Annotated in this window: 17 protein-coding genes; 11 read left to right on the plus strand and 6 right to left on the minus strand. The window is 65.6% G+C overall.

The genetic code is table 11. The features are described from left to right. Positions 1–131 precede the first annotated feature (131 nt). The 7 genes from smc to SE92_RS15690 all read left to right on the plus strand — a co-directional run bounded on the left by smc (position 132) and on the right by SE92_RS15690 (position 8,857). A complete protein-coding gene (smc, locus tag SE92_RS15660; RefSeq protein ID WP_063196572.1) occupies positions 132–3,596 on the plus strand; it encodes a chromosome segregation protein SMC in 3,465 nt (1,154 codons plus the stop codon). Between the two features lie 132 nt (positions 3,597–3,728). Then, positions 3,729–4,709, plus strand: coding sequence for a small ribosomal subunit Rsm22 family protein (locus tag SE92_RS15665; RefSeq protein ID WP_063196573.1), 981 nt, complete (start codon positions 3,729–3,731; stop codon positions 4,707–4,709). Positions 4,710–4,846: 137 nt separating this feature from the next. Further along, positions 4,847–5,407, plus strand: a complete 561-nt coding sequence (locus SE92_RS15670; protein ID WP_063196574.1) for a LemA family protein — start codon at positions 4,847–4,849, stop codon at positions 5,405–5,407. Positions 5,408–5,440: 33 nt separating this feature from the next. Beyond that, positions 5,441–6,670: a M48 family metallopeptidase gene (locus SE92_RS15675; protein ID WP_063196575.1), complete on the plus strand. Its 1,230-nt coding sequence runs from the start codon at positions 5,441–5,443 to the stop codon at positions 6,668–6,670. Positions 6,671–6,877: 207 nt separating this feature from the next. Beyond that, positions 6,878–7,630, plus strand: coding sequence for a P-loop NTPase family protein (locus SE92_RS15680; protein ID WP_063196576.1), 753 nt, complete (start codon positions 6,878–6,880; stop codon positions 7,628–7,630). Positions 7,631–7,690: 60 nt separating this feature from the next. Beyond that, positions 7,691–8,359 carry a hypothetical protein gene (locus tag SE92_RS15685; RefSeq protein WP_063196577.1) on the plus strand — a complete coding sequence of 223 codons (669 nt, stop codon included), beginning with the start codon at positions 7,691–7,693 and terminating at the stop codon, positions 8,357–8,359. 165 nt (positions 8,360–8,524) lie between these two features. After that, on the plus strand, positions 8,525–8,857 hold the full coding sequence (locus SE92_RS15690) for a GIY-YIG nuclease family protein (RefSeq protein ID WP_063196578.1): 333 nt from the start codon (positions 8,525–8,527) through the stop codon (positions 8,855–8,857). A 12-nt stretch (positions 8,858–8,869) separates the two neighbouring features. Here SE92_RS15690 and SE92_RS15695 read toward each other — a convergent pair whose 3' ends face one another. The 6 genes from SE92_RS15695 to petA form a co-directional block, all read right to left on the minus strand. After that, complete coding sequence (locus SE92_RS15695; RefSeq protein WP_063196579.1) at positions 8,870–9,409, minus strand: adenine phosphoribosyltransferase; 540 nt, start codon at positions 9,407–9,409, stop codon at positions 8,870–8,872. Positions 9,410–9,418: 9 nt separating this feature from the next. Next, on the minus strand, positions 9,419–11,584 hold the full coding sequence (locus SE92_RS15700) for an anthranilate synthase component I (RefSeq protein ID WP_063196580.1): 2,166 nt from the start codon (positions 11,582–11,584) through the stop codon (positions 9,419–9,421). A gap of 227 nt (positions 11,585–11,811) precedes the next feature. Next, positions 11,812–12,354 (minus strand): hypothetical protein, encoded by a 543-nt coding sequence (locus tag SE92_RS15705; RefSeq protein ID WP_245324592.1) that lies wholly within the window; start codon positions 12,352–12,354, stop codon positions 11,812–11,814. Positions 12,355–12,459: 105 nt separating this feature from the next. Further along, the gene (locus tag SE92_RS15710) at positions 12,460–13,134 is read right to left on the minus strand and encodes a dienelactone hydrolase family protein (RefSeq protein WP_063196581.1); all 675 of its coding nucleotides are present in this window, start codon (positions 13,132–13,134) and stop codon (positions 12,460–12,462) included. Between the two features lie 275 nt (positions 13,135–13,409). Then, positions 13,410–15,473 carry a cytochrome b/c1 gene (gene fbcH / locus SE92_RS15715; RefSeq protein ID WP_063196582.1) on the minus strand — a complete coding sequence of 688 codons (2,064 nt, stop codon included), beginning with the start codon at positions 15,471–15,473 and terminating at the stop codon, positions 13,410–13,412. A 62-nt stretch (positions 15,474–15,535) separates the two neighbouring features. Beyond that, positions 15,536–16,066, minus strand: coding sequence for a ubiquinol-cytochrome c reductase iron-sulfur subunit (gene petA / locus SE92_RS15720; protein WP_041748489.1), 531 nt, complete (start codon positions 16,064–16,066; stop codon positions 15,536–15,538). Between the two features lie 279 nt (positions 16,067–16,345). Here petA and SE92_RS15725 point away from each other — a divergent pair, with 279 nt between their 5' ends. Genes SE92_RS15725 through SE92_RS15740 form a run of 4 tightly spaced genes read left to right on the plus strand, consistent with a single transcriptional unit; the run spans position 16,346 to position 19,111 of the window. Further along, positions 16,346–16,798 (plus strand): tRNA (cytidine(34)-2'-O)-methyltransferase, encoded by a 453-nt coding sequence (locus tag SE92_RS15725; RefSeq protein WP_063196583.1) that lies wholly within the window; start codon positions 16,346–16,348, stop codon positions 16,796–16,798. Between the two features lie 24 nt (positions 16,799–16,822). Continuing rightward, positions 16,823–17,455 carry a 7-carboxy-7-deazaguanine synthase gene (gene queE / locus SE92_RS15730; RefSeq protein ID WP_063196584.1) on the plus strand — a complete coding sequence of 211 codons (633 nt, stop codon included), beginning with the start codon at positions 16,823–16,825 and terminating at the stop codon, positions 17,453–17,455. Between the two features lie 19 nt (positions 17,456–17,474). Beyond that, a complete protein-coding gene (gene hemF, locus SE92_RS15735) occupies positions 17,475–18,362 on the plus strand; it encodes an oxygen-dependent coproporphyrinogen oxidase (protein ID WP_063203559.1) in 888 nt (295 codons plus the stop codon). Continuing rightward, a complete protein-coding gene (locus tag SE92_RS15740; protein WP_157095472.1) occupies positions 18,353–19,111 on the plus strand; it encodes an HAD family hydrolase in 759 nt (252 codons plus the stop codon). Before hemF ends, SE92_RS15740 begins: the two co-directional genes overlap by 10 nt. Positions 19,112–19,315: the final 204 nt, after the last annotated feature.

The following is a 19,315-nucleotide window of genomic DNA, read 5'->3' on the forward strand; positions in this document are numbered from 1 at the left end:
CCCTCACGGCATACCGCGGCCATTGTCCAGCCGCATGAGGCGCCTCGCGCGACTCGCCCGGATAGCGACATTGCCTTCCATGGTAATGTCCCGGCAGGGGGATTCGCGCCTGCCAACAGAGATGCGTGCTTATGAAAATCACCCGCCTGCGCCTTCACGGCTTCAAGTCCTTCGTTGAGCCCACGGACTTCGTCATCGAGCCCGGCCTGACCGGCGTGGTCGGACCCAACGGCTGCGGCAAGTCGAATCTCGTCGAGGCGCTGCGCTGGGCGATGGGTGAGACCTCGTACAAGAGCTTGCGCGCCGCCGACATGGACGCGGTGATCTTCGCCGGCTCCGGCAACCGTCCCGCGCGCAACCACGCCGAAGTGACGATGACGATCGACAATGCCGATCGCACCGCGCCGGCGGCGATGAACGACAGCCAGCTGCTCGAAATCTCCCGCCGCATCGAGCGCGAAGCGGGCTCGGTCTATCGCATCAACGGCCGCGACGTGCGCGCCCGCGACGTGCAGATCCTGTTCGCCGACGCCGCCACCGGCGCGCGCTCGCCGGCCCTCGTCCACCAGGGCAAGATCGGCGAGATCATCCAGGCCAAGCCCGAGCAGCGCCGCCGCGTGCTGGAAGACGCCGCCGGCGTCGCTGGCCTGCACGCCCGCCGCCACGAGGCCGAGCTGCGGCTGAAGGCTGCCGAAACCAATCTCACGCGCGTCGAGGACGTGATCGGCCAGCTCTCCGGGCAGATGGAAGGCCTGAAGAAGCAGGCCCGCCAAGCGGTGCGCTACCGCGAGGTCGCGGCCAAGGTCCGCAAGGCCGAAGCCACCCTGTTCCATCTGCGCTGGATCGGCGCCCATGCCGACGTCAACGAATCCGGCCAGACCCATGATCTCGCCGTCCGCGAGATGGCCGAGCGCACCCAGCACCAGGCCGAGGCCGCTCGCATCCAGGCGATCCGCGCCGCCGAAATGCCGGCGCTGCGCGATGCGGAAGCGCGCGCCGCTGCAGGCCTGCAGCGCCTGACCAATGCCCGCGAGCTGCTCGACCGCGAAGAAGAGCGCGCCAAGGAGCGCGTCGCCGAGCTGGAGCGCCGCCTCGCCCAGTTCGAAGGCGACATCTCCCGCGCCCAGCAGCAGACCATGGACGCCGACGTCGCGTTGCAGCGGCTCGACACCGAAGATTCCGAGCTGAAGGAAGAGATCAAGTCGCGCGTCGAGAAGCGCTCCGGCGTCGACGAGCGCGTCGCCGAAGCCGAGGCGGTGCTGACCGAGACCGAGCAGCAATTCGCCGAGCTCACCACCGCGCTCGCCGACCTCACCGCCAAGCGCAACCAGCTCGAGGCCAACGTCCGTACCCACCGCGACAAGCTCGCCCGGCTCGACCAGGAGATCGCGAACGTCGCGGCGGAAGAGCAGAAGCTTGCCGCCGAGACCGGCGGCTTCGGCGATCTCGACGAGCTGACCGCGGCGGTCCAAACCGCGGAGGAAACGCTGGCGGCTTCGGAAGCTGCGGCGCAGGCGAGCGAAGCCGCCCATGTCGCGGCCCGCCAGACGCTCGAATCGTCGCGCTCGCCGCTGGTCGAGGCCGACAAGCGCGCACAGCGGCTCGAAACCGAGGCGCGCACGATCTCCAAGATCCTCAACGGCGAGACCAAGAATCTGTGGCCGCCGATCATCGACGGCATCACCGTCGACAAGGGCTTTGAAAAGGCTATCGGCGCCGCGCTCGGCGACGATCTCGATGCGCCGATCGACCCGTCGGCGCCGATGCGCTGGACCAATGTCGGCCACACCGAAGACGATCCGGCCTTGCCCGAAGGCGTCGAGCCGCTCGCGAGCCACGTTCAGGCGCCGGCTGAGCTGACACGCCGTCTCGCCCAGATCGGTGTGGTGCCGCGCGAGCGCGGTGCCGAGCTGGTCTCGCAACTCAAGACCGGCCAGCGTCTGGTCTCGCCCGAGGGCGACGTCTGGCGCTGGGACGGCTTTGTCGCCGCCGCGCACGCTCCGACCGGCGCCGCCCGCCGGCTCGCCGAGCGCGCCCGCCTCGTCGACATCGAGAACGAGCTGGAGCAGGCCCGCATCGACGCGCAGATCAAGCGCCAGGCCCTGGAGAACGCCGAGTCCGAGCTGCAGATGGCGGCCAGCACCGAAGGCGCCAGCCGCGAAGCCTGGCGCGCCGCGCAGCGCGAGCTCAACGTCGCGCGTGAGCGCCACGCCAACGCAGAGCGCGAGATCAGCCGCCATGCCGCGCGCAAGGCGACGCTGTCGGAAGCGCACAGCCGTCTCGCCGCCGACCGCGCCGAGGCCGAGGCCGCCTGCGAATATGCCGAAGCCGGCATCTCCGAGCTGCCGTCGAGCGAGGACACCGAGACCCGCCTCGCCGCGGTGCGCAGCGACATCGAAGGCCATCGCCGCATGGCGGCCCAGGTCCGCGCCGAAGCGCAGGCGCTGGCGCGCGAGGCCGAACTCGCCGACCGCCGCGTGCAGGCGATCCTGGCCGAACGCACCGAGTGGCAGAACCGGAAGGAGAGCGCGGCCTCCCACATCGACACCATCCAGGCCCGCATCGCCGAGCTCACGATCGAGCGCAGCGAGCTCGAAAACGCGCCTGCCGTGTTCGCCGAGAAGCGCAGCGCGCTGATCACCGAGATCGAATACGCCGAGAACGACCGCCGCATGGCCGCCGACGCGCTCGCCACCGCGGAAAGCGCGATGGCGGAGACCGATCGTGTCGCCAAGCTGACCCTCGAAGCACTCTCCAGTTCTCGCGAGGCGACAGCCCGCGCGGAGGAGCGCATGGAAGGCGCGCGGCGCCGGCTCGAGGACATCGAGCGCGAGATCCGCGACATGCTGGAAGTCGAGCCGCAGGCCGTCGCAGGTTTGGCCGAGATCGAGCCCGGCGCCGAGCTGCCGCCGCTGCACGACATCGAGGAAGACCTCGAAAAGATGCGCCGCGACCGCGAGCGCCTCGGCGCCGTCAATCTGCGCGCCGAGGAAGAGCTGCGCGAGGTCGAGACCCAGCACAACGGTCTGGTCACCGAGCGCGACGATCTCGTCGAAGCCATCAAGCGGCTGCGCCAGGGCATCCAGAGCCTCAACAAGGAAGCGCGCGAGCGGCTCCTGACGTCGTTCGAGGTCGTCAACAACCACTTCAAGCGCCTGTTCGTCGAGCTGTTCGGCGGCGGCGAAGCCGCACTGCATTTGATCGAGAGCGACGACCCGCTGGAAGCCGGCCTCGAAATCATCGCCAAACCGCCGGGCAAGAAGCCGCAGACGCTGTCGCTGCTCTCGGGCGGCGAGCAGGCCCTGACCGCGATGGCGCTGATTTTCGCGGTGTTCCTGACCAACCCCTCGCCGATCTGCGTGCTGGACGAAGTCGACGCGCCGCTCGACGACCACAACGTCGAGCGGTACTGCAATCTGTTGCACGAGATGACCGGCTCGACCGACACGCGCTTCATCATCATCACGCACAACCCGATCACCATGGCGCGGATGAATCGCCTGTTCGGCGTCACCATGGCCGAGCGCGGCGTCTCGCAGCTGGTGTCGGTCAGCCTGTCCGAGGCGGTGGACATTCTCGACCAGAACGTGGCGTGAGGCTGCGCGCGTTCCACACCCATTGACGTCATCATCCGCGAAGGCGGATGATCCAGTACGCCGCGGCCTCCCGGCTTTAACGGCACTGTCTCGGAGTACTGGATGCCCCGCCTTCGTGGGGCATGACCGCGGATGATGATCTCCCCCACCCTCCCCGCTGAACTCAAGGCCGCCCTCGACGGCAAGCTCCAGGGCTTCTCGCGCATCGACGCGGCCCAGCGCTCGCAAAAAATCTCGACCACCTATCGCGCCGGCGGCGGCTCCGGCACGATCAAGTCGGACGCCGATGCCCTCGCCTATGCGCTGGCGCGCATGCCGGCGACTTACGCGGCGGTGGCGGCCAGCCTCAATGCGCTGACCGAGATCGCACCGGACTTTGCACCTGAGACGCTGCTCGACGTCGGCGCGGGCCCGGGTACCGCGAGCTGGGCAGCCGCGGAGGCCTTCCCGTCTCTGCAGGATTTCACGCTCCTCGACGCCAACGCCACGCTGAGCCGGCTCGCGCTCGAATTGGCTCGCGACAGCACGCGCCTCGCGGAGTGCCGCTATCTGCCCGGCGACGCCTTGGGCAACCTTGCGGAGGTCTCGCAAGCCGATCTCGTCATTGCCAGCTACATCATCGGCGAACTCAACGAGGTCGATCAGCGCAAGCTCACCAATGCGATGTGGGCCAAAACGCGCCACGCGCTGGTCGTGATCGAGCCTGGCACGCCCGCCGGCTATGCACGCATCCTCGCCCTGCGCCAGCAGCTGATCGCGGCAGGCGCCTTCGTCGCCGCCCCCTGCCCGCACGAAAAGCCTTGCCCGCTCAACGCGCCCGACTGGTGCCATTTCAACCAGCGCCTGCCGCGCTCGCAGGCGCATCGCCAGATCAAGGGCGCCGAGGTGCCGTTCGAGGACGAGCGCTACATCTACGTCGCGCTGACCCGCACCCCGCCCGCCACGCGCGCCGCGCGCGTGCTGGCGCCGCCGGACGTCGGCAAAGCCGAGATCACCGCCAAGCTCTGCACCGAGGATGGCGTCGCGCCGACGAAAGTCCCGCGGCGCGACAAGGCCGCCTATGCAAGCGCCCGGCGTTGGCGTTGGGGCGATGCGGTCATTGCGGAAAGTTAACCTCGCGACCTGCTTTTGCCTTGAACTCGGGCGGCTCCTCATTCGACCAAGCCTTACCTTCCCTCTGCGCGGGGCTCTCTTCCTGCGCCAATATGGTCTAGGCTGGCCCCGCCTTCTTCCCCCTTCAGGAGTTCTCCATGTCGACCGGCTGGATCGTTCTCGGCGTCATCGTCGTTCTCGCCTTCGTGGCCTTCAGCGCCTACAACCGCCTGGTGGCGCTGAGCCAGCGGGTCGGCCAGGCCTTTGCCGACATCGACGTGCAGCTCAAGCAGCGCCACGATCTCATTCCGAACCTGGTCGAGACGGTGAAGGGCTACGCCTCGCATGAGCGCGGCACGCTCGACGACGTCATCAAGGCGCGCAATTCGGCGATGTCGGCGCAAGGCCCCGCCCAGGTGTCCGCGGCCGAGAACCAGCTCTCCGGCGCACTCGGCCGGCTGATCGCGCTGTCGGAGGCCTATCCGGACCTCAAGGCCAACGCCAATTTCCAGCAGCTCGCATCCGAGCTCTCCGACCTCGAGAACAAGATCGCGGCGAGCCGCCGCTTCTTCAACAACGCGGTCCAGGAATACAACACCGGCATCCAGCAGCTGCCCGCCGCCCTGTTCGCGGGCATGTTCGGCTTCACCAAAAAGGACTTCTTCGATCTCGGCGCCAGCCGCACCGAGGTCGAGGCGGCGCCGCAGGTGAAGTTCTAAAGTTGAGCCGATAGGCCGGCAGGGCAGCGCGTCATGGCCGCGTATGGTCTCTACACGCACATCGCCTCGAACAAGTTTCGTTCGATGCTGCTGCTCGCAGGCCTGTTCGCGCTGGTCTACGTGCTGGTCTATGCCGGCGCGCTGGTCGCCGAGGTCGTCATCAACGGCAACGGCACGGTCGCCTATTATCTGAGCCACGCCCTCGCCGACCTGAAGGTCGCCGCGCCCGTTGCGACGGTCGTGGCGGCGGTCTGGATCGTGATCGCCTATTTCTTCCACCAGTCGATGATCGATGCCGTGACCGGCGGCCACGACGTCACAAGGCAAGAGGAACCGCGGCTCTACAATCTGCTCGAAAACCTCTGCATCTCGCGCGGCATCACCATGCCGAAGCTGAAGATCATGGAGAGCCCGGCGCTGAACGCGTTCGCGACCGGCCTCAACCCCCGGCAATATTCCATCACCGTCACCACGGGTCTCCTCGACGCGCTCAATGACAAGGAGATCGAGGCCGTGCTGGGCCACGAGCTGACCCATATCAAGAACGGCGACGTGCAGCTGATGGTGGTCGCTGTCATCATCGCCGGCGTGGTCGGCTTCTTCGGCGAATTGTTCTTCCGCCTGTTCACGAATTTCAGTTGGAGCTCCGGCTCCGGCGGCTCATGGTCCTCGGGCTCCTCCTCGTCGCGCTCGTCCTCGTCATCGAGCGACAGCAAGAATTCCGGCGGCGGCGCGGTAATCGTGATCATCATCGCGATCGTGCTGATCATCGTGGCCTGGCTGATGTCGCAGGTGGTGAAGCTGGCGTTGTCCCGCTCCCGCGAATATCTCGCCGACGCGGGCTCCGTGGAGCTGACGAAAGACCCCGATGCGATGATCTCGGCGCTGCGCAAGATCGAGAACCGGGGCGAGCTGCCGGGCGCGACCTCGGCCGTGATGGAGCTCTGCGTCGACAATCCCCGTGAGGGCTTTGCCGATCTGTTCGCAACCCACCCCTCGGTGCAATCCAGGGTCGACGCGCTGGTCAAGTTTGCCGGCGGCCACGACCCGGGCCCGCTGCCGCCGACTGAGGACACGGACGAGCCCGAGGCACGAGCCGACCAGCAGGACACCCCACCGCCGCTGCGTCATGGCCCTTGGGACGATGCCGGTGGCCCAGCCGCTCCGCCGCCCGTGCCTGCACCCGGCCCATCCGGAACCGCGAACAGCAGCCCCGTCGGCAATCCGATTGGCAACCCCATGGGCCCCTGGGGCCGTCATTGAGCGCGCGACGTCCCGCGATGCGCGGCAGGTTCGCCGCGATTGGGAAAAACTTCGGGAATTGCCCTATCGTCGGCCTGCGGAATTGAATTCTCCCTTGTTTCTGCCATGTTCGCGCCCAACAGCAGACTCGGGACGTCTTTTGGGACATCGATTTGGGGCTCGGCCGATTTCGACCTCGCGATCGGGGGCCCGCGTTAGGGGACAGCAATGGCAAAGCCGGCAGTGGTTGTGGTGGGCGCGGACAAGGGCGGGGTCGGCAAGACCACGGTATCGCGCACCTTGCTCGATTATTTCTCGGCCAACAACGTGCCGACGCGCGCCTTCGACACGGAATCGCCCCGCGGAACCCTGAAGCGTTTCCACCCTGATATCACCGAGATCGTCGACATGACGACGACGGCCGACCAGATGAAGATTTTCGATACGCTCAATGCGACCAGCCCGTCGGTCACCGTGATCGACGTCCGCGCCGGCCTGCTCTCGCCGGCGCTGGCTTCGCTGCGCGACATCGGCTTCCTGGATGCCGCCAAGGCCGGCCAGATCACCTTCGCGGTGTTCCACATCCTCGGCCCCTCGATCGCCTCGCTGGACGAGATCGCCGAGACCGCGGGCTTCATGACCGGCGCGAAGTATTTCCTGGTGAAGAACTTCATCAACGACACCCAGTTCTTCCAGTGGGACCAGGCGACCTATAATTCCTACTTCCACCGCATCAAGGACGCGACCGAGCTGACCATCCCCAAGCTCAACGAAATGGCCTATGAGCAGGTCGAGGTCTCCTCCGTTCCGTTCCTGAAATTCGTCGCCAACAAGGGCATCAACGACGAGGCCGCGAACTATTCCTTCGTGCTGCGCGGCTATGTCCGGCACTGGCTGGCCAATGTCTGGAGTGAGTTCGACCGCATCCGCCTGACCGACATCGTCGGTTCGAAGTCCGTCACCCGCAACAGCGAAAAATAGTTGCGCAAGCCGGGCTGATACGGCTGGATTGGTCGCCAAGTTCGACTGATATAGCCGTCGATGCCCGCAACGCCCGTCTACATCATCTGCTCCCCTCGCCCGCAGGTCGGCAAGACCCTGCTGGCGCGGCTATTGAGCGAATTCCTGCTGCTCAAGAACGGCAATGTCGCGGCCTTCGACGTCAATCTGAAGGAGCCGTCGCTGCTCGACTACCTGCCCGGCGTCACCGAGACCGCCGACGTGATCGACACCTACGGCAAGATGCAGCTGATGGACCGCGTCATCGTCGACGACGGGCTTGCCAAGGTGATCGACCTCGGCTTCCACGCCTTCGACGAGTTCTTCAAGATGACCGACGAGATCGGGCTTTTGAAGGAGGCCGCGCGCCGCCATGTCGCGCCCCAGATCCTGTTCATGGCCGACACCGACCGCGTCTCTCTTCGCGCCCACGAGATGCTGCGCGAACGGATCCCGCGCATGAACCTGATCACGGTCGACAACGAATTTGTCGTGCGCGGCGAGCTGCCGGCCGCGATGGCGGGTGGCCGCCTATTCCGCCTGCCCGCACTGCCGGGCTTCCTGAAGACCTATATCGACCGGCTGAACTTCTCCTTCACCGGCTACCTGCGCCAGGAAAAGGACGCCTCCACCGAGCTGCATCAATGGACCCGGCGCAATTACCTCGCCTTCCGTGAGCTCGAGCTCAGCCTGATCCTGCAGCGCTCCTGACCGGCGTCATTCCAGAGCGCGACGAAGTCGCGAGCCCGGAATAGCGGTGGGAACGACACCGCGCCCCGCCATCCCGATTGGATTATTTTACCCGGATAATATTGACTGCAGGCTGAGGCCGACCTATTGAGGGGGCATCAATATCCCTCAGCAAGGCCCTTCCCCGTGAGCATCGACCGGAAAGCAGCGATCGCCGCCTATAAGGAACGCAAGACCATCGCCGGCATCTTCGCCGTGCGCTGCGCGGCCTCGGGCGAGGCCTGGGTGGGCCAGGCACCCAATCTGGAGACGATCCAGAACCGCATCTGGTTCTCCCTGCGCCAGGGCAGCCACACCTGTCGCAGCCTCCAGGCTGCATGGAACGCCCATGGCGAGGCCGGCCTGACCTTTGGCGAATGCGAACGGCTGGAGGATGAGGAGAGCGCCTATGTCAGGAACGCGCTCCTGAAGGAGCGCATGCTGCATTGGCAGTCGGAGCTGAAGGCCGAGGCGATCTGACCGCTGCGGCGGCTAGTGCCCCTCGAACGTCATCAGCGTGCGCACAGGCACGTCCATGGCGCGCAGCTTGGCGGCGCCGCCAAGCTCGGGCAGGTCGATGATGAAGCAGGCGGCGACAACGTTGGCGCCGATCTGACGCAGCAGCTTCACCGCGCCTTCCGCGGTGCCGCCGGTGGCGATGAGGTCGTCCACCAGGATGACGCGCTCGCCGGGCGCGATCGCGTCGACATGCATCTCCATCTCGTCGATGCCGTATTCCAGCGAGTAAGCGATGCGCACAGTGGTGTGCGGCAGCTTGCCCTTCTTGCGGATCGGCACGAAGCCCGCCGAAAGCTGGTGCGCCACCGCGCCGCCGATGATGAAGCCTCGCGCTTCCATGCCGGCGACCTTGTCGATCTTGTTGCCGGCCCAGGGATTGACGAGTTCGTCGACCGCGCGGCGGAAGGCGCGCGCGTCCGCGAGCAGGGTCGTGATGTCGCGGAACATGATCCCGGGCTTGGGATAGTCGGGGATCGTGCGGACGCTCGCCTTGATGTCGTGGTCGAAGGTCATTGGTGCCTCTCAATCAGCGCGCGCATCCAGCCGGAACGCGTTTTCAACAATACGTAGTCCCACCTCGTTGCCGAGCGACATCAGCGATTCCGGATGGAATTGCACGCCGGCGACCGGCAGGGTCTTGTGCTCCAGTGCCATGGCGACACCGTCCTCGGTGCTGGCGGTGACGGACAACACCTCCGGCATGCTGTCGCGCTCGACGAACAGCGAGTGATAGCGGCCGATGACGATCTCGTTCGGCAGATTGCGCATCAAGCGCCCGCCCCGCACCTGCACCCGCGAGGGCCGGCCGTGCGCGGGATGGGTGAGCTGGCCGAGCTCGCCGCCGAAATATTCGCCGATCGCCTGCACGCCGAGGCAGACGCCGAACACCGGCAGCTTCTTCTCGAGCGCGGCATCGATCGTTGTCTTGATCCCGAAGTCCTCAGGACGCCCGGGGCCCGGCGACAGCACCAGCAAATCCCACGTCCTCTGCTTGAGCATGTCGAGCGCATGCACGTAGCGGACCACGGTGACCTCGGCGCCCACCTGGCGGAAATAATCAGCCAGCATGTGCACGAAACTGTCGTCGTGGTCGATCAGCAGCACCCGCTTGCCCGAGCCGGTCGCATCGGGCGCAAAGGTCGACAGCGGCTTCGGCGGATCGCCACGCAGCGCCTGGAACAGGGCGGCGGCCTTGACCTGGCATTCGCGGTCTTCGGCAGCCGGATCGGAATCGAACAGGCAGGTGGCGCCGACGCGCACTTCGGCGAGACCATCCTTCATGCGGATGGTGCGGATGGTGAGGCCGGTGTTGATGCTGCCGTCGAAATTCACAGCTCCAATCGCGCCGGCATACCAGCGGCGCGGCGAGCGCTCGTGATCCTCGACGAACTGCATCGCCCACAGCTTCGGCGCACCGGTGACGGTGACCGCCCAGGCATGGGTAAGGAAGGCATCGAGCGCGTCGAAGCCGGGGCGCAGCATGCCCTCGACGTGATCGACGGTGTGAAACAGCTTCGAGTAGGTCTCGATCTGCCGCCGCGCCAGCACCTTGATGGTGCCGGGAACGCAGACGCGCGCCTTGTCGTTGCGATCGACGTCGGTGCACATGTTGAGCTCGAACTCGTCCTTCTCCGAGTTCAGCAATTGGCGGATCTGCTCGGCATCGCCGATCGCATCGGTGCCGCGCGCGATGGTGCCGGAGATCGGGCAGGTCTCGACGCGGCGTCCGTCCGAGCGCACGAACATTTCCGGCGAGGCGGAGACGAGAAACTCGCCTTCGCCCAGATTCATCAGCGCGCCGTAGGGCGAGGGATTGATGACGCAGAGGCGCTGGAACACTTCGGCCGGCGAGCGGTCGCAAGGCTCGGCGAACAGCTGTCCGGGTACGGCCTCAAAGAGATCGCCACGGGCGAAGGCCGCGCGCGCGGTCTCCACCGTTGCCTGATATTCGCCGGGCGCGTGATCGGCAAAGCCCTGGCGCGGCGTCTTCAGATAGGGGCTTTCGGCGGTTTCGCGCGGCAGGCCTTCGGTCGACTTGCCCTTCCAGGCGAAGTCGTACGCGAGCACCACGCCGCGGCCGGTGGCGCGGTCATAGGCCAGCAGGCGATCCGGCACATAGAGCACGATGTCGCGCTGATCGGCCTCGCGCGGGCGCTTCTGCACGAGGTCCTCGATCTGGAACACGAGGTCATAGGCGAAGGCGCCGAACAGGCCGAGCAGCCCGTCATCGTTGGCAGAGAAGGCGGCAATGATGTCCCGCACCAGCGACATCACGCTGGCGCGCCGCGTGCGCTGGTCCTCCTCCACCGGGGCGTCGCCGCGGACGATGTGGCCGGCCAGGCGCGAAGCGGTCGTCTCGGAGATCACGACGCAGGGCTCGCGCAGCACATCACCGAGGAAGGCGATCAGCACCTCCCCGCGCGCGTTCAGTGCTTCCAGCTTGAAATCGACGCCCGTGGTCTCGAGCTTCAGCGGCGGATCGGAGAAGCCGAGGTCAAAGCTCTCGTAGCGGCCGGGCACGGTCGTGCCCGAGGACAGCACCACGCCGCGGCGGCGGTCGAGCAGGTTGATGAGGTCGTCGAGCCTGTTGGCGCCGCCGGTAAACTGCTCCGCCACGCGCGTGATCGCCAGACCCGCGCGGGTCGCGTACTCACTTCTGGCCGGGAGGGCAAAGACTGTCCTGTTCATGTCGTCCTCTTACGAAACTTGCCGAGGGAACGCCACACAGGACAAACGAGAAGGCCGCCGCGCTGTGCAGGCGACCTCAGACGATTTTGGGAAAAGAAATCGCACCGGCCACCTCTTAGGAGGTGCGCCACCAAAGACGGGCTGGGCGGACGGCGGTGCTCATGGGCGGATACTCACCATGGCGCGGGGACGGCGTCAAGGGCGCCACCTGCGACAGCCGGCTTGGACTATTGCTCGAGAGGGTCAGGCTCCCAGCCGAACCTGCTCTTCTTTCGATCCCATTTGAGGACAGAATAGCCGTCGCATTCCATGCATCCCCAAAGGACGAGCTTGCCGTGCTTGTCCTTCGAAAGAGCTGCGAATTGGCGGTTGGTTCGCACGGCGTCGACAAAGCGCACCTTAGGCTTCCCGCCGTCCGGCTGATCGAGGATCAGCATGAACCTGCCCTTTGGGCCGGCACACTCCTGAAACACGCCGACCACAGCGATTTGCTTCGGAGCGGAGCCGTCGAAGCGCCCCTCGACGGCAAAGGACATGTCGGCGCCCTTCATCACGTCGGTGCCGTTCTCGAACAGCAGCTCTTTGGGGATCAGGTCCTTGCGGAATTCCGTCGCCTTGCACCAGTTCTTGCGGATCTGGTTCGCGGGGATACCGCGAATCTCGGTCGTGAACGGATGAAACTCAGCGATGACCCACCATGCCTCTTTCTTGAGATCGCCGTTCAGCGTGACAAAGGCTTGCTCTGCCGGCGCCTGAGCTGCCATCAGCATCAGGGCGCCAACACCAAGTATCGACCGAGCGATCGAACCGGGCGTTCGGCGGGCGATAGATGGAATGGGCATGCGCTCGCTGCTCCTGCTCGGGCCGTTCCAGCATCACCCCAGATGCTTCCTGAAAAACTCCGTCGCACGGCCCCAGGCGAGCTCGGCGGCTTCGCGGTCGTGTACGGCCTGGCGCTGCTCGTTGACGAAGGCGTGCTCGGCGTCATAGCGGAACAGCTCCAGCGACTTGCCGGCGGCCTTCATGGCCTTCTCGAAGCCGTTGACCAGCTCCGGCGTGCACCAATCGTCCTTGTTGGCGAAATGGGCCTGCAGCGGGATCTTGACGTCGGCGGGCTTGGCGGCCTGCTCCGGCGGGATGCCGTAGAACACGACGCCCGCGGCGAGCTCAGGCACGTGCACCGAACCGATGATCGTCACGGCGCCACCGAGGCAGAAGCCTGTGAGCCCGACCTTGGCGCCGTTGCGCGACAGATATTGGGCGGCGCCGCGCACGGTCTGCGTGGTGGCGTCCATGAAGTCGAGCGAGTTCATCTCCTTGTTGGCGCTGTCGGTGTCGTGATACGGCACCACCTTGCCCTTGTAGAGATCGGGCGCGAGCGCATCGAAGCCGGCCAGCGCGAAGCGGTCGCACAGGCCCTTGATCTGGTCCGACAGGCCCCACCATTCCTGGATCACGACCACGCCCGGCGCATTGCCCCCTGCGGCGTTGGCGAGATAGCCCGAAGCATCCTTGCCGTCCGGACGCTTGAAAGTGATGGCGGTTCCCATGGTGTCCTCCGATGAGTTCTTTGGGGGAGCGTTGGCGCTATTTTGGCGATTGAGCGAGTGATACGCAATCGTGGCAAACAACACAGTCTCGTGCCCCGGATGCAATGCAATGCGCCGCCCTTCGCGGCGTAGTGCATTGCTGATCCGGGGCCCAGTTGCGAGCACGCTGGGTCCCGGCTCTGCGCAGCAGCGTTGCACGCTGCAGCGCGTCCGGGACACGAGACCAACAAAAAAGCCCCCTCTCGGGGGCTTCTTCGTTTCTCGTTTCGCGCCGCTCAGTGCGAGTCGGCCCAGACCTTCTTCTTGGTGAAGTACATCAGGCCCGCGAACAGGATCAGGAACACGAAGACCTGGAAGCCGAGGCGCTTGCGCGCTTCCATGTGCGGCTCGGCGGTCCACATCAGGAACGTGGTGACGTCCTTGGCGTATTGCGCCACCGTGGTCGGCGAGCCGTCATCATAGGTCACCTGGCCGTCGCTGAGCGGCTTCGGCATCTTGATGGCGTGACCCGGGAAGTACCTGTTGTAGTACGAGCCTTCCGGGATCGTGACGCCCTCGGGGACGTGGTCGTCAAAACCCTGCAGCACTGCCGAGACATAATCCGGGCCCTGCTCCTGGTACTGGGTGAAGAAGTCGAAGATGAACCAGGGGAAGCCGCGGCCGTAGGAGCGGGCCTTGGTAATCAGCGACAGATCGGGCGGCGCCGCACCGCCGTTCGCGGCACGAGCAGCCTGCTCGTTCGGGAACGGCGAGGGGAAATAGTCCGCCGGGCGGCCGGGGCGCTCGAACATGTCACCCGCATCGTTCGGGCCGTCCTTGACCTTGTACTCGGACGCGAACGCTGCCGCCTGCGCCACGGAATAGCCGGGTCCGCCAGCTTCGGCGAGGTTGCGGAAGGCGATATAGGACAGGCCGTGGCAGCTGGCGCAGACCTCCTTGTAGACCTTCAGACCGCGCTGGAGCGCGCCGCGATCGAACTTGCCGAAGGGGCCGGCGAACGACCATTTGTTGCCCGGCGGCTTGTCGCTACCCTCGGAGGCGCGGACATCCTGCACGCTGCCGAGGAACAGCGCACCGGCGGCGACGATCATGACCGCGACGGAGGCAACGGCCTTACCGCTCTTGCTCAGGATCGCCTCCGAGATCGAGTTCGGCACCGGCCGTGGCGTCTCGATGCGCGAGAGCAGCGGCAGCACGATCAGGAAGTAGGCGAAGTAGCAGACCGTCAGGATCCGGCCGGCGATCACGTAGATGCCTTCCGGCGGCTGCGCGCCGAGATAGCCGAGCAGGATGCAGACCGCGACGAAGATCCAGAAGAACTGCTTGGCCAGCGGACGGTACTTCGACGACCTCGTCTTCGCGGCGTCGAGCCAGGGCAGGAAGCAGAGGATGATGATCGCCGAGAACATCCCGATCACGCCCGCGAGCTTGTTCGGGATCGAGCGCAGGATCGCGTAGAACGGCAGGTAATACCATTCCGGCACGATGTGCGGGGGCGTCACGCCCGGGTTCGCCGGAATGTAGTTGTCGGCGTCGCCGAGATAGTTCGGCATGTAGAAGATGAACCAGGCGTAGAGCAGCAGGAAGCAGGCGACACCGAAACCGTCCTTGATGGTGGCATGCGGCGTGAACGGCACCGTGTCCTTTTCCGTCTTCGGTTCGACGCCGTCAGGATTGTTCTGGCCAGCAACGTGCAGCGCCCAGACGTGGAGCACGACGACGCCCGCGATCAGGAACGGCAAGAGATAGTGCAGCGAGAAGAAGCGGTTCAGCGTCGGGTTGCCGACGGAATAACCACCCCAGAGCAGCGTCACGATGCTCTCGCCGACATAGGGAATGGCGGAGAACAGATTGGTGATGACGGTGGCGCCCCAGAAGCTCATCTGGCCCCACGGCAGCACGTAGCCCATGAAGCCCGTCGCCATCATCAAGAGGTAGATGATGACGCCGAGGATCCACAGCACCTCGCGCGGCTCCTTGTAGGAGCCGTAATAGAGGCCGCGCAGCATGTGGACGTAGACCGCGAAGAAGAACATCGACGCGCCGCAGGCGTGCATGTTGCGCAGCAGCCAGCCGTAGTTGACGTCACGAACAAGCAGCTCGACCGACTTGAAGGCGAGATCGGCATGCGGCGTGTAGTGCATCGCCAGGATCACGCCGGTCAGGATCTGCATCCCCAGCATGAACGAGAGGATGGCGCCGAAGGTCCACCAATAGTTCAGGTTGCGCGGGGTGGGATAGACGACGAAGGAGGAGTGCATGAGGCCGAGGATCGGCAGACGCCGCTCGATCCATTGCAGGGCCGGATTGCTCGGCTGGTAGTCGGATGGTCCGCTCATGATGCGATCCTGAGGAAATAAAACGACGAGACGGCGCGAAGCTTCGGACGCGAGTCCGAGGCTCAGCCGATCTGGATTTTGGTGTCGGAAACGAAAGTGTACGGCGGCACCGGCAGGTTCGCGGGCGCGGGCCCCTGGCGGATGCGGCCGGACGAATCGTACTGCGAACCATGGCAGGGGCAGAAGAACCCGTCGTAATTGCCTTCATGGGCGATCGGGATGCAGCCGAGATGGGTGCAGATGCCGATCACGACCAGCCATTGCTCGTGGCCGGACTTGACCCGCGCCTCGTCGGACTGCGGATCGGGCAGGCTCGCCACGTTGACGGCGCGCGCCTCGTCGATCTGCTTCTTGGTGCGGTGGCTGATGTAGATCGGCTTGCCACGCCAGAACACCTTGATGTCCTGGCCTTCGGCGACCGGGCTGAGATCGACCTCGATCGGCGCACCCGCCGCGATGGTCGAGGCGTCAGGATTCATCTGGGAGATGAAGGGCCAGAGCGCAGCTGCGCCCCCTACTGCTGCAGCTGCCCCGGTTGCAACGAATAAGAAATCACGGCGTGTCGGATGGTCCGCCGAAGACGCTGTCGTCACGATTCCAACCCTTTCTTCTTGTGCAGCCGGCGGAACCGCTCCAGAGGGCGCCCATGAGGTCCCCGGAAAGGCTGCCGGCGCCCGCGGCCCCCCGCGGCGGCAGAACTTCGCTTATCCACCTCTAAACGGGCGAAACAGCAGTCCAGAATCGTTCTATTGGCACCCTTGCCCGGCGAGCGCAAGCCCGCTATCGGCGCGGGAGCGTGCCATGCACGAATTCCCGGGCAGGCGATGTTTTATTGAGACATTTCCGCCCCCGCAACCAACCCGCCGGCAACGATGCAGATAGCGCTTTTCCAACCCGACATACCCCAGAACACCGGCACGATTCTCAGACTTTGCGCCTGCCTGGGACTGGACGCCCATATCATCGAACCGGCGGGGTTCCCGGTCTCCGACCGCGCGTTCCGCCGGGCGGGAATGGATTACCTCGGCCATGTCAGCATCGTCAGGCACGACTCCTGGCAGAAATTCGAGGACTGGCGCGCCGGGCATGGCTACCGCCTGCTGCTGTTCACCACCAAGGCCGCCACCGACTATCGCGATTTCCATTACCAGACCTCGGACATCCTGCTATTCGGTCGCGAGAGCGCCGGCGTCACCGACGCGGTGGTCGAGGCTGCCGATGCGCGGCTGGTGATCCCGATCAAAGCGGGGCTGCGGTCGCTCAACGTCGCCATGACCGCGGCGATGGCCGCAGGCGAGGCGCTGCGGCAAATCCGGAATCCCTGAGTTTGAAGATTTGAGGAGAGACGAGTGAGTTACGCGGTCAAGGAAATCTTCCTGACCCTGCAAGGCGAAGGCGCCCATGCGGGCCGCGCCTCCGTGTTCTGCCGCTTTGCCGGCTGCAACCTCTGGAGCGGCCGCGAGGCGGACCGAAGCGAGGCCACCTGCAAGTTCTGCGACACGGATTTCGTCGGGACCGAGGGCACCCTCGGCGGCCGCTACGGCACGGCCGAAGAACTCGCCGACACCATCGCTGCACAATGGCAGGCCTCGGCCGCCAACCGCTACGTGGTGCTCACCGGCGGCGAGCCGCTGCTCCAGGTCGACGCCGCGCTGGTCGAGGCGCTGCACGCCCGCGGCTTCGAGATCGGCGTCGAGACCAACGGCACCATCGAAGCGCCTGAGGGGCTCGACTGGATCTGCGTCAGCCCGAAGGGCGGCAGCGAGCTGGTGCTGCGCCAGGGCCACGAGCTGAAGCTGGTCTATCCGCAGGCCCTCGCCGCGCCCGAGACCTTCGAACATCTCGCCTTCGAGCGCTTCTCGCTGCAGCCGATGGACGGCCCGGAGGTGATCGAGAACACCGCGCGCGCGATCGACTATTGCCTGCACCATCCGCAATGGCGGCTGAGCGTGCAGACGCATAAATCGCTCGGCATCAGATAGGACGCGACCGGGAATGCAGATGGACATGTCGACGATCGAAGACCGCAAGACCCGCGCCCGCGCCTGGTTCGAAGCCTTGCGCGACGACATCTGCGCGAGCTTCGAGCGGCTCGAGGACGACGCCCCGCAAGGCCTCTATCCGGGCGAGGCCGGCCGCTTCAAGCGAACGCCCTGGCAGCGCACCGACCATACCGGCGCGGCCGGAGGTGGCGGCGTGATGTCGATGATGTCGGGCCGGCTGTTCGAGAAGGTCGGCGTGCACTGTTCGACCGTGCATGGCGAGTTCGCACCCGAATTTCGGGCCCAGATCCCCGGCGCCGCCGAGGATCCAAAATTCTGGGCCTCCGGCATCTCGCTGATCGCGCATATGCGCAATCCGAACGTGCCGGCCGTGCACATGAACACGCGCTTCGTCGTCACCACCAAGGCGTGGTTCGGCGGCGGCGCCGACCTCACGCCGGTGCTTGATCGGAGGCGCACGCAGGAGGACGCCGACAGCATCGCCTTCCACGCTGCGATGAAGCAAGCCTGCAACCAGCACAGCGGCGTTGCCGATTACGACAAGTACAAAAAATGGTGCGACGAGTATTTCTACCTGCCGCACCGCAAGGAGGCACGCGGCATCGGCGGTATCTTCTACGACTGGCACGACAGCGGCGACTGGGAGGCCGACCTCGCCTTCACCAAGGACGTCGGCCGCGCCTTCCTGAAGATCTACCCCGAGATCGTCAGGCGCAATTTCGCAAGCGCCTGGACCGCCGCCGACCGCGAGGAGCAATTGATCCGGCGCGGCCGCTATGTCGAGTTCAACCTGCTCTATGATCGCGGCACCATCTTCGGGCTCAAGACCGGCGGCAACGTCGATTCGATCCTGTCGTCGATGCCGCCCGAGGTGAAATGGCCGTGACGACGATGAAGCCCAACTTGAAGCCCCTGCCCCGTGCCATGCTGATCGACATGGACGATACCATCCTGTCGGCCTATGGCCGGCCCGAGATCGCCTGGAACACGATCGCGCAGGAGTTCGCCGAGGAGCTTGCGCCGCTGCCGCCAGAGCTGGTCGCAACGACGGTGCTCGCCTTCGCGCGAAACTTCTGGGCGAACGCGGAAGCGGCATGGCGGATGAAGCTCGCCGAGGCGCGGCACCTCACGGTCAAGGGCGGCTTTGCCGAGCTCGCGGCCGCCGGCCATCGCGCCCTGCCCGACGACCTCGCCGTCCGCCTCGCCGACCGCTTCACCGCCTATCGCGAGGAGGAGATGTTCGTCTTCCCGGGCGCACATGACGCGATCGACCACTTCAAGGCGCTCGGCATCAAGCTCGCGCTCGTCACCAATGGCGCCGCCGACATGCAGCGCGCCAAGGTCGAGCGCTTCGAGCTGGCGCATCGCTTCGATCACATCCAGATCGAGGGCGAGCACGGCTTCGGCAAGCCCGAGGAGCGCGCCTATCTGCACGCGATGGAGGCGCTCGGCGTCACGCCTGCGGACACCTGGATGATCGGCGACAATCTGGAATGGGAAGTGGTGACGCCGCAGCGTCTCGGCATCTATTCGATCTGGATCGACGTGCATGGCGACGGCCTGCCCGAAGGCTCGACCGTCAAGCCCGATCGCATCATCCGCTCGCTGACCGAACTGGTGCCCGGCCGGCCCTGACGGGGCCGCCAACCAAAATATTGAAAAACAACCCCATGCACAGTAGACGGCCCCAGCAGAATCAAAGGGATACGGATTTTCCAAAAAGCCTTCTGATCCGTCAGGCAAAACAGGGGTATGATGCCATCGTCGAACCTTGCGGCGGGGAAATTTTTGCGTGAGCTGCGGTCGTCTGCTCTGCATCGAACGGCAGCAGGCGCCGCG

Origin of the sequence: Bradyrhizobium sp. AT1, from assembly GCF_001590795.1 — a bacterium.
In the GTDB taxonomy this organism is placed as follows: Bacteria; Pseudomonadota; Alphaproteobacteria; order Rhizobiales; family Xanthobacteraceae; genus Bradyrhizobium.

Coding starts and splice junctions, on each gene's coding strand:
- smc (WP_063196572.1), top strand. CDS start 132: ATGAAAATCACCCGCCTGCGCCTTCACGGCTTCAAGTCCTTCGTTGAG.
- SE92_RS15665 (WP_063196573.1), top strand. CDS start 3,729: ATGATGATCTCCCCCACCCTCCCCGCTGAACTCAAGGCCGCCCTCGAC.
- SE92_RS15670 (WP_063196574.1), top strand. CDS start 4,847: ATGTCGACCGGCTGGATCGTTCTCGGCGTCATCGTCGTTCTCGCCTTC.
- SE92_RS15675 (WP_063196575.1), top strand. CDS start 5,441: ATGGCCGCGTATGGTCTCTACACGCACATCGCCTCGAACAAGTTTCGT.
- SE92_RS15680 (WP_063196576.1), top strand. CDS start 6,878: ATGGCAAAGCCGGCAGTGGTTGTGGTGGGCGCGGACAAGGGCGGGGTC.
- SE92_RS15685 (WP_063196577.1), top strand. CDS start 7,691: ATGCCCGCAACGCCCGTCTACATCATCTGCTCCCCTCGCCCGCAGGTC.
- SE92_RS15695 (WP_063196579.1), bottom strand. CDS start 9,409: ATGACCTTCGACCACGACATCAAGGCGAGCGTCCGCACGATCCCCGAC.
- SE92_RS15700 (WP_063196580.1), bottom strand. CDS start 11,584: ATGAACAGGACAGTCTTTGCCCTCCCGGCCAGAAGTGAGTACGCGACC.
- SE92_RS15705 (WP_245324592.1), bottom strand. CDS start 12,354: ATGCTGATGGCAGCTCAGGCGCCGGCAGAGCAAGCCTTTGTCACGCTG.
- SE92_RS15710 (WP_063196581.1), bottom strand. CDS start 13,134: ATGGGAACCGCCATCACTTTCAAGCGTCCGGACGGCAAGGATGCTTCG.
- fbcH (WP_063196582.1), bottom strand. CDS start 15,473: ATGAGCGGACCATCCGACTACCAGCCGAGCAATCCGGCCCTGCAATGG.
- SE92_RS15725 (WP_063196583.1), top strand. CDS start 16,346: ATGCAGATAGCGCTTTTCCAACCCGACATACCCCAGAACACCGGCACG.
- hemF (WP_063203559.1), top strand. CDS start 17,475: ATGGACATGTCGACGATCGAAGACCGCAAGACCCGCGCCCGCGCCTGG.
- SE92_RS15740 (WP_157095472.1), top strand. CDS start 18,353: ATGGCCGTGACGACGATGAAGCCCAACTTGAAGCCCCTGCCCCGTGCC.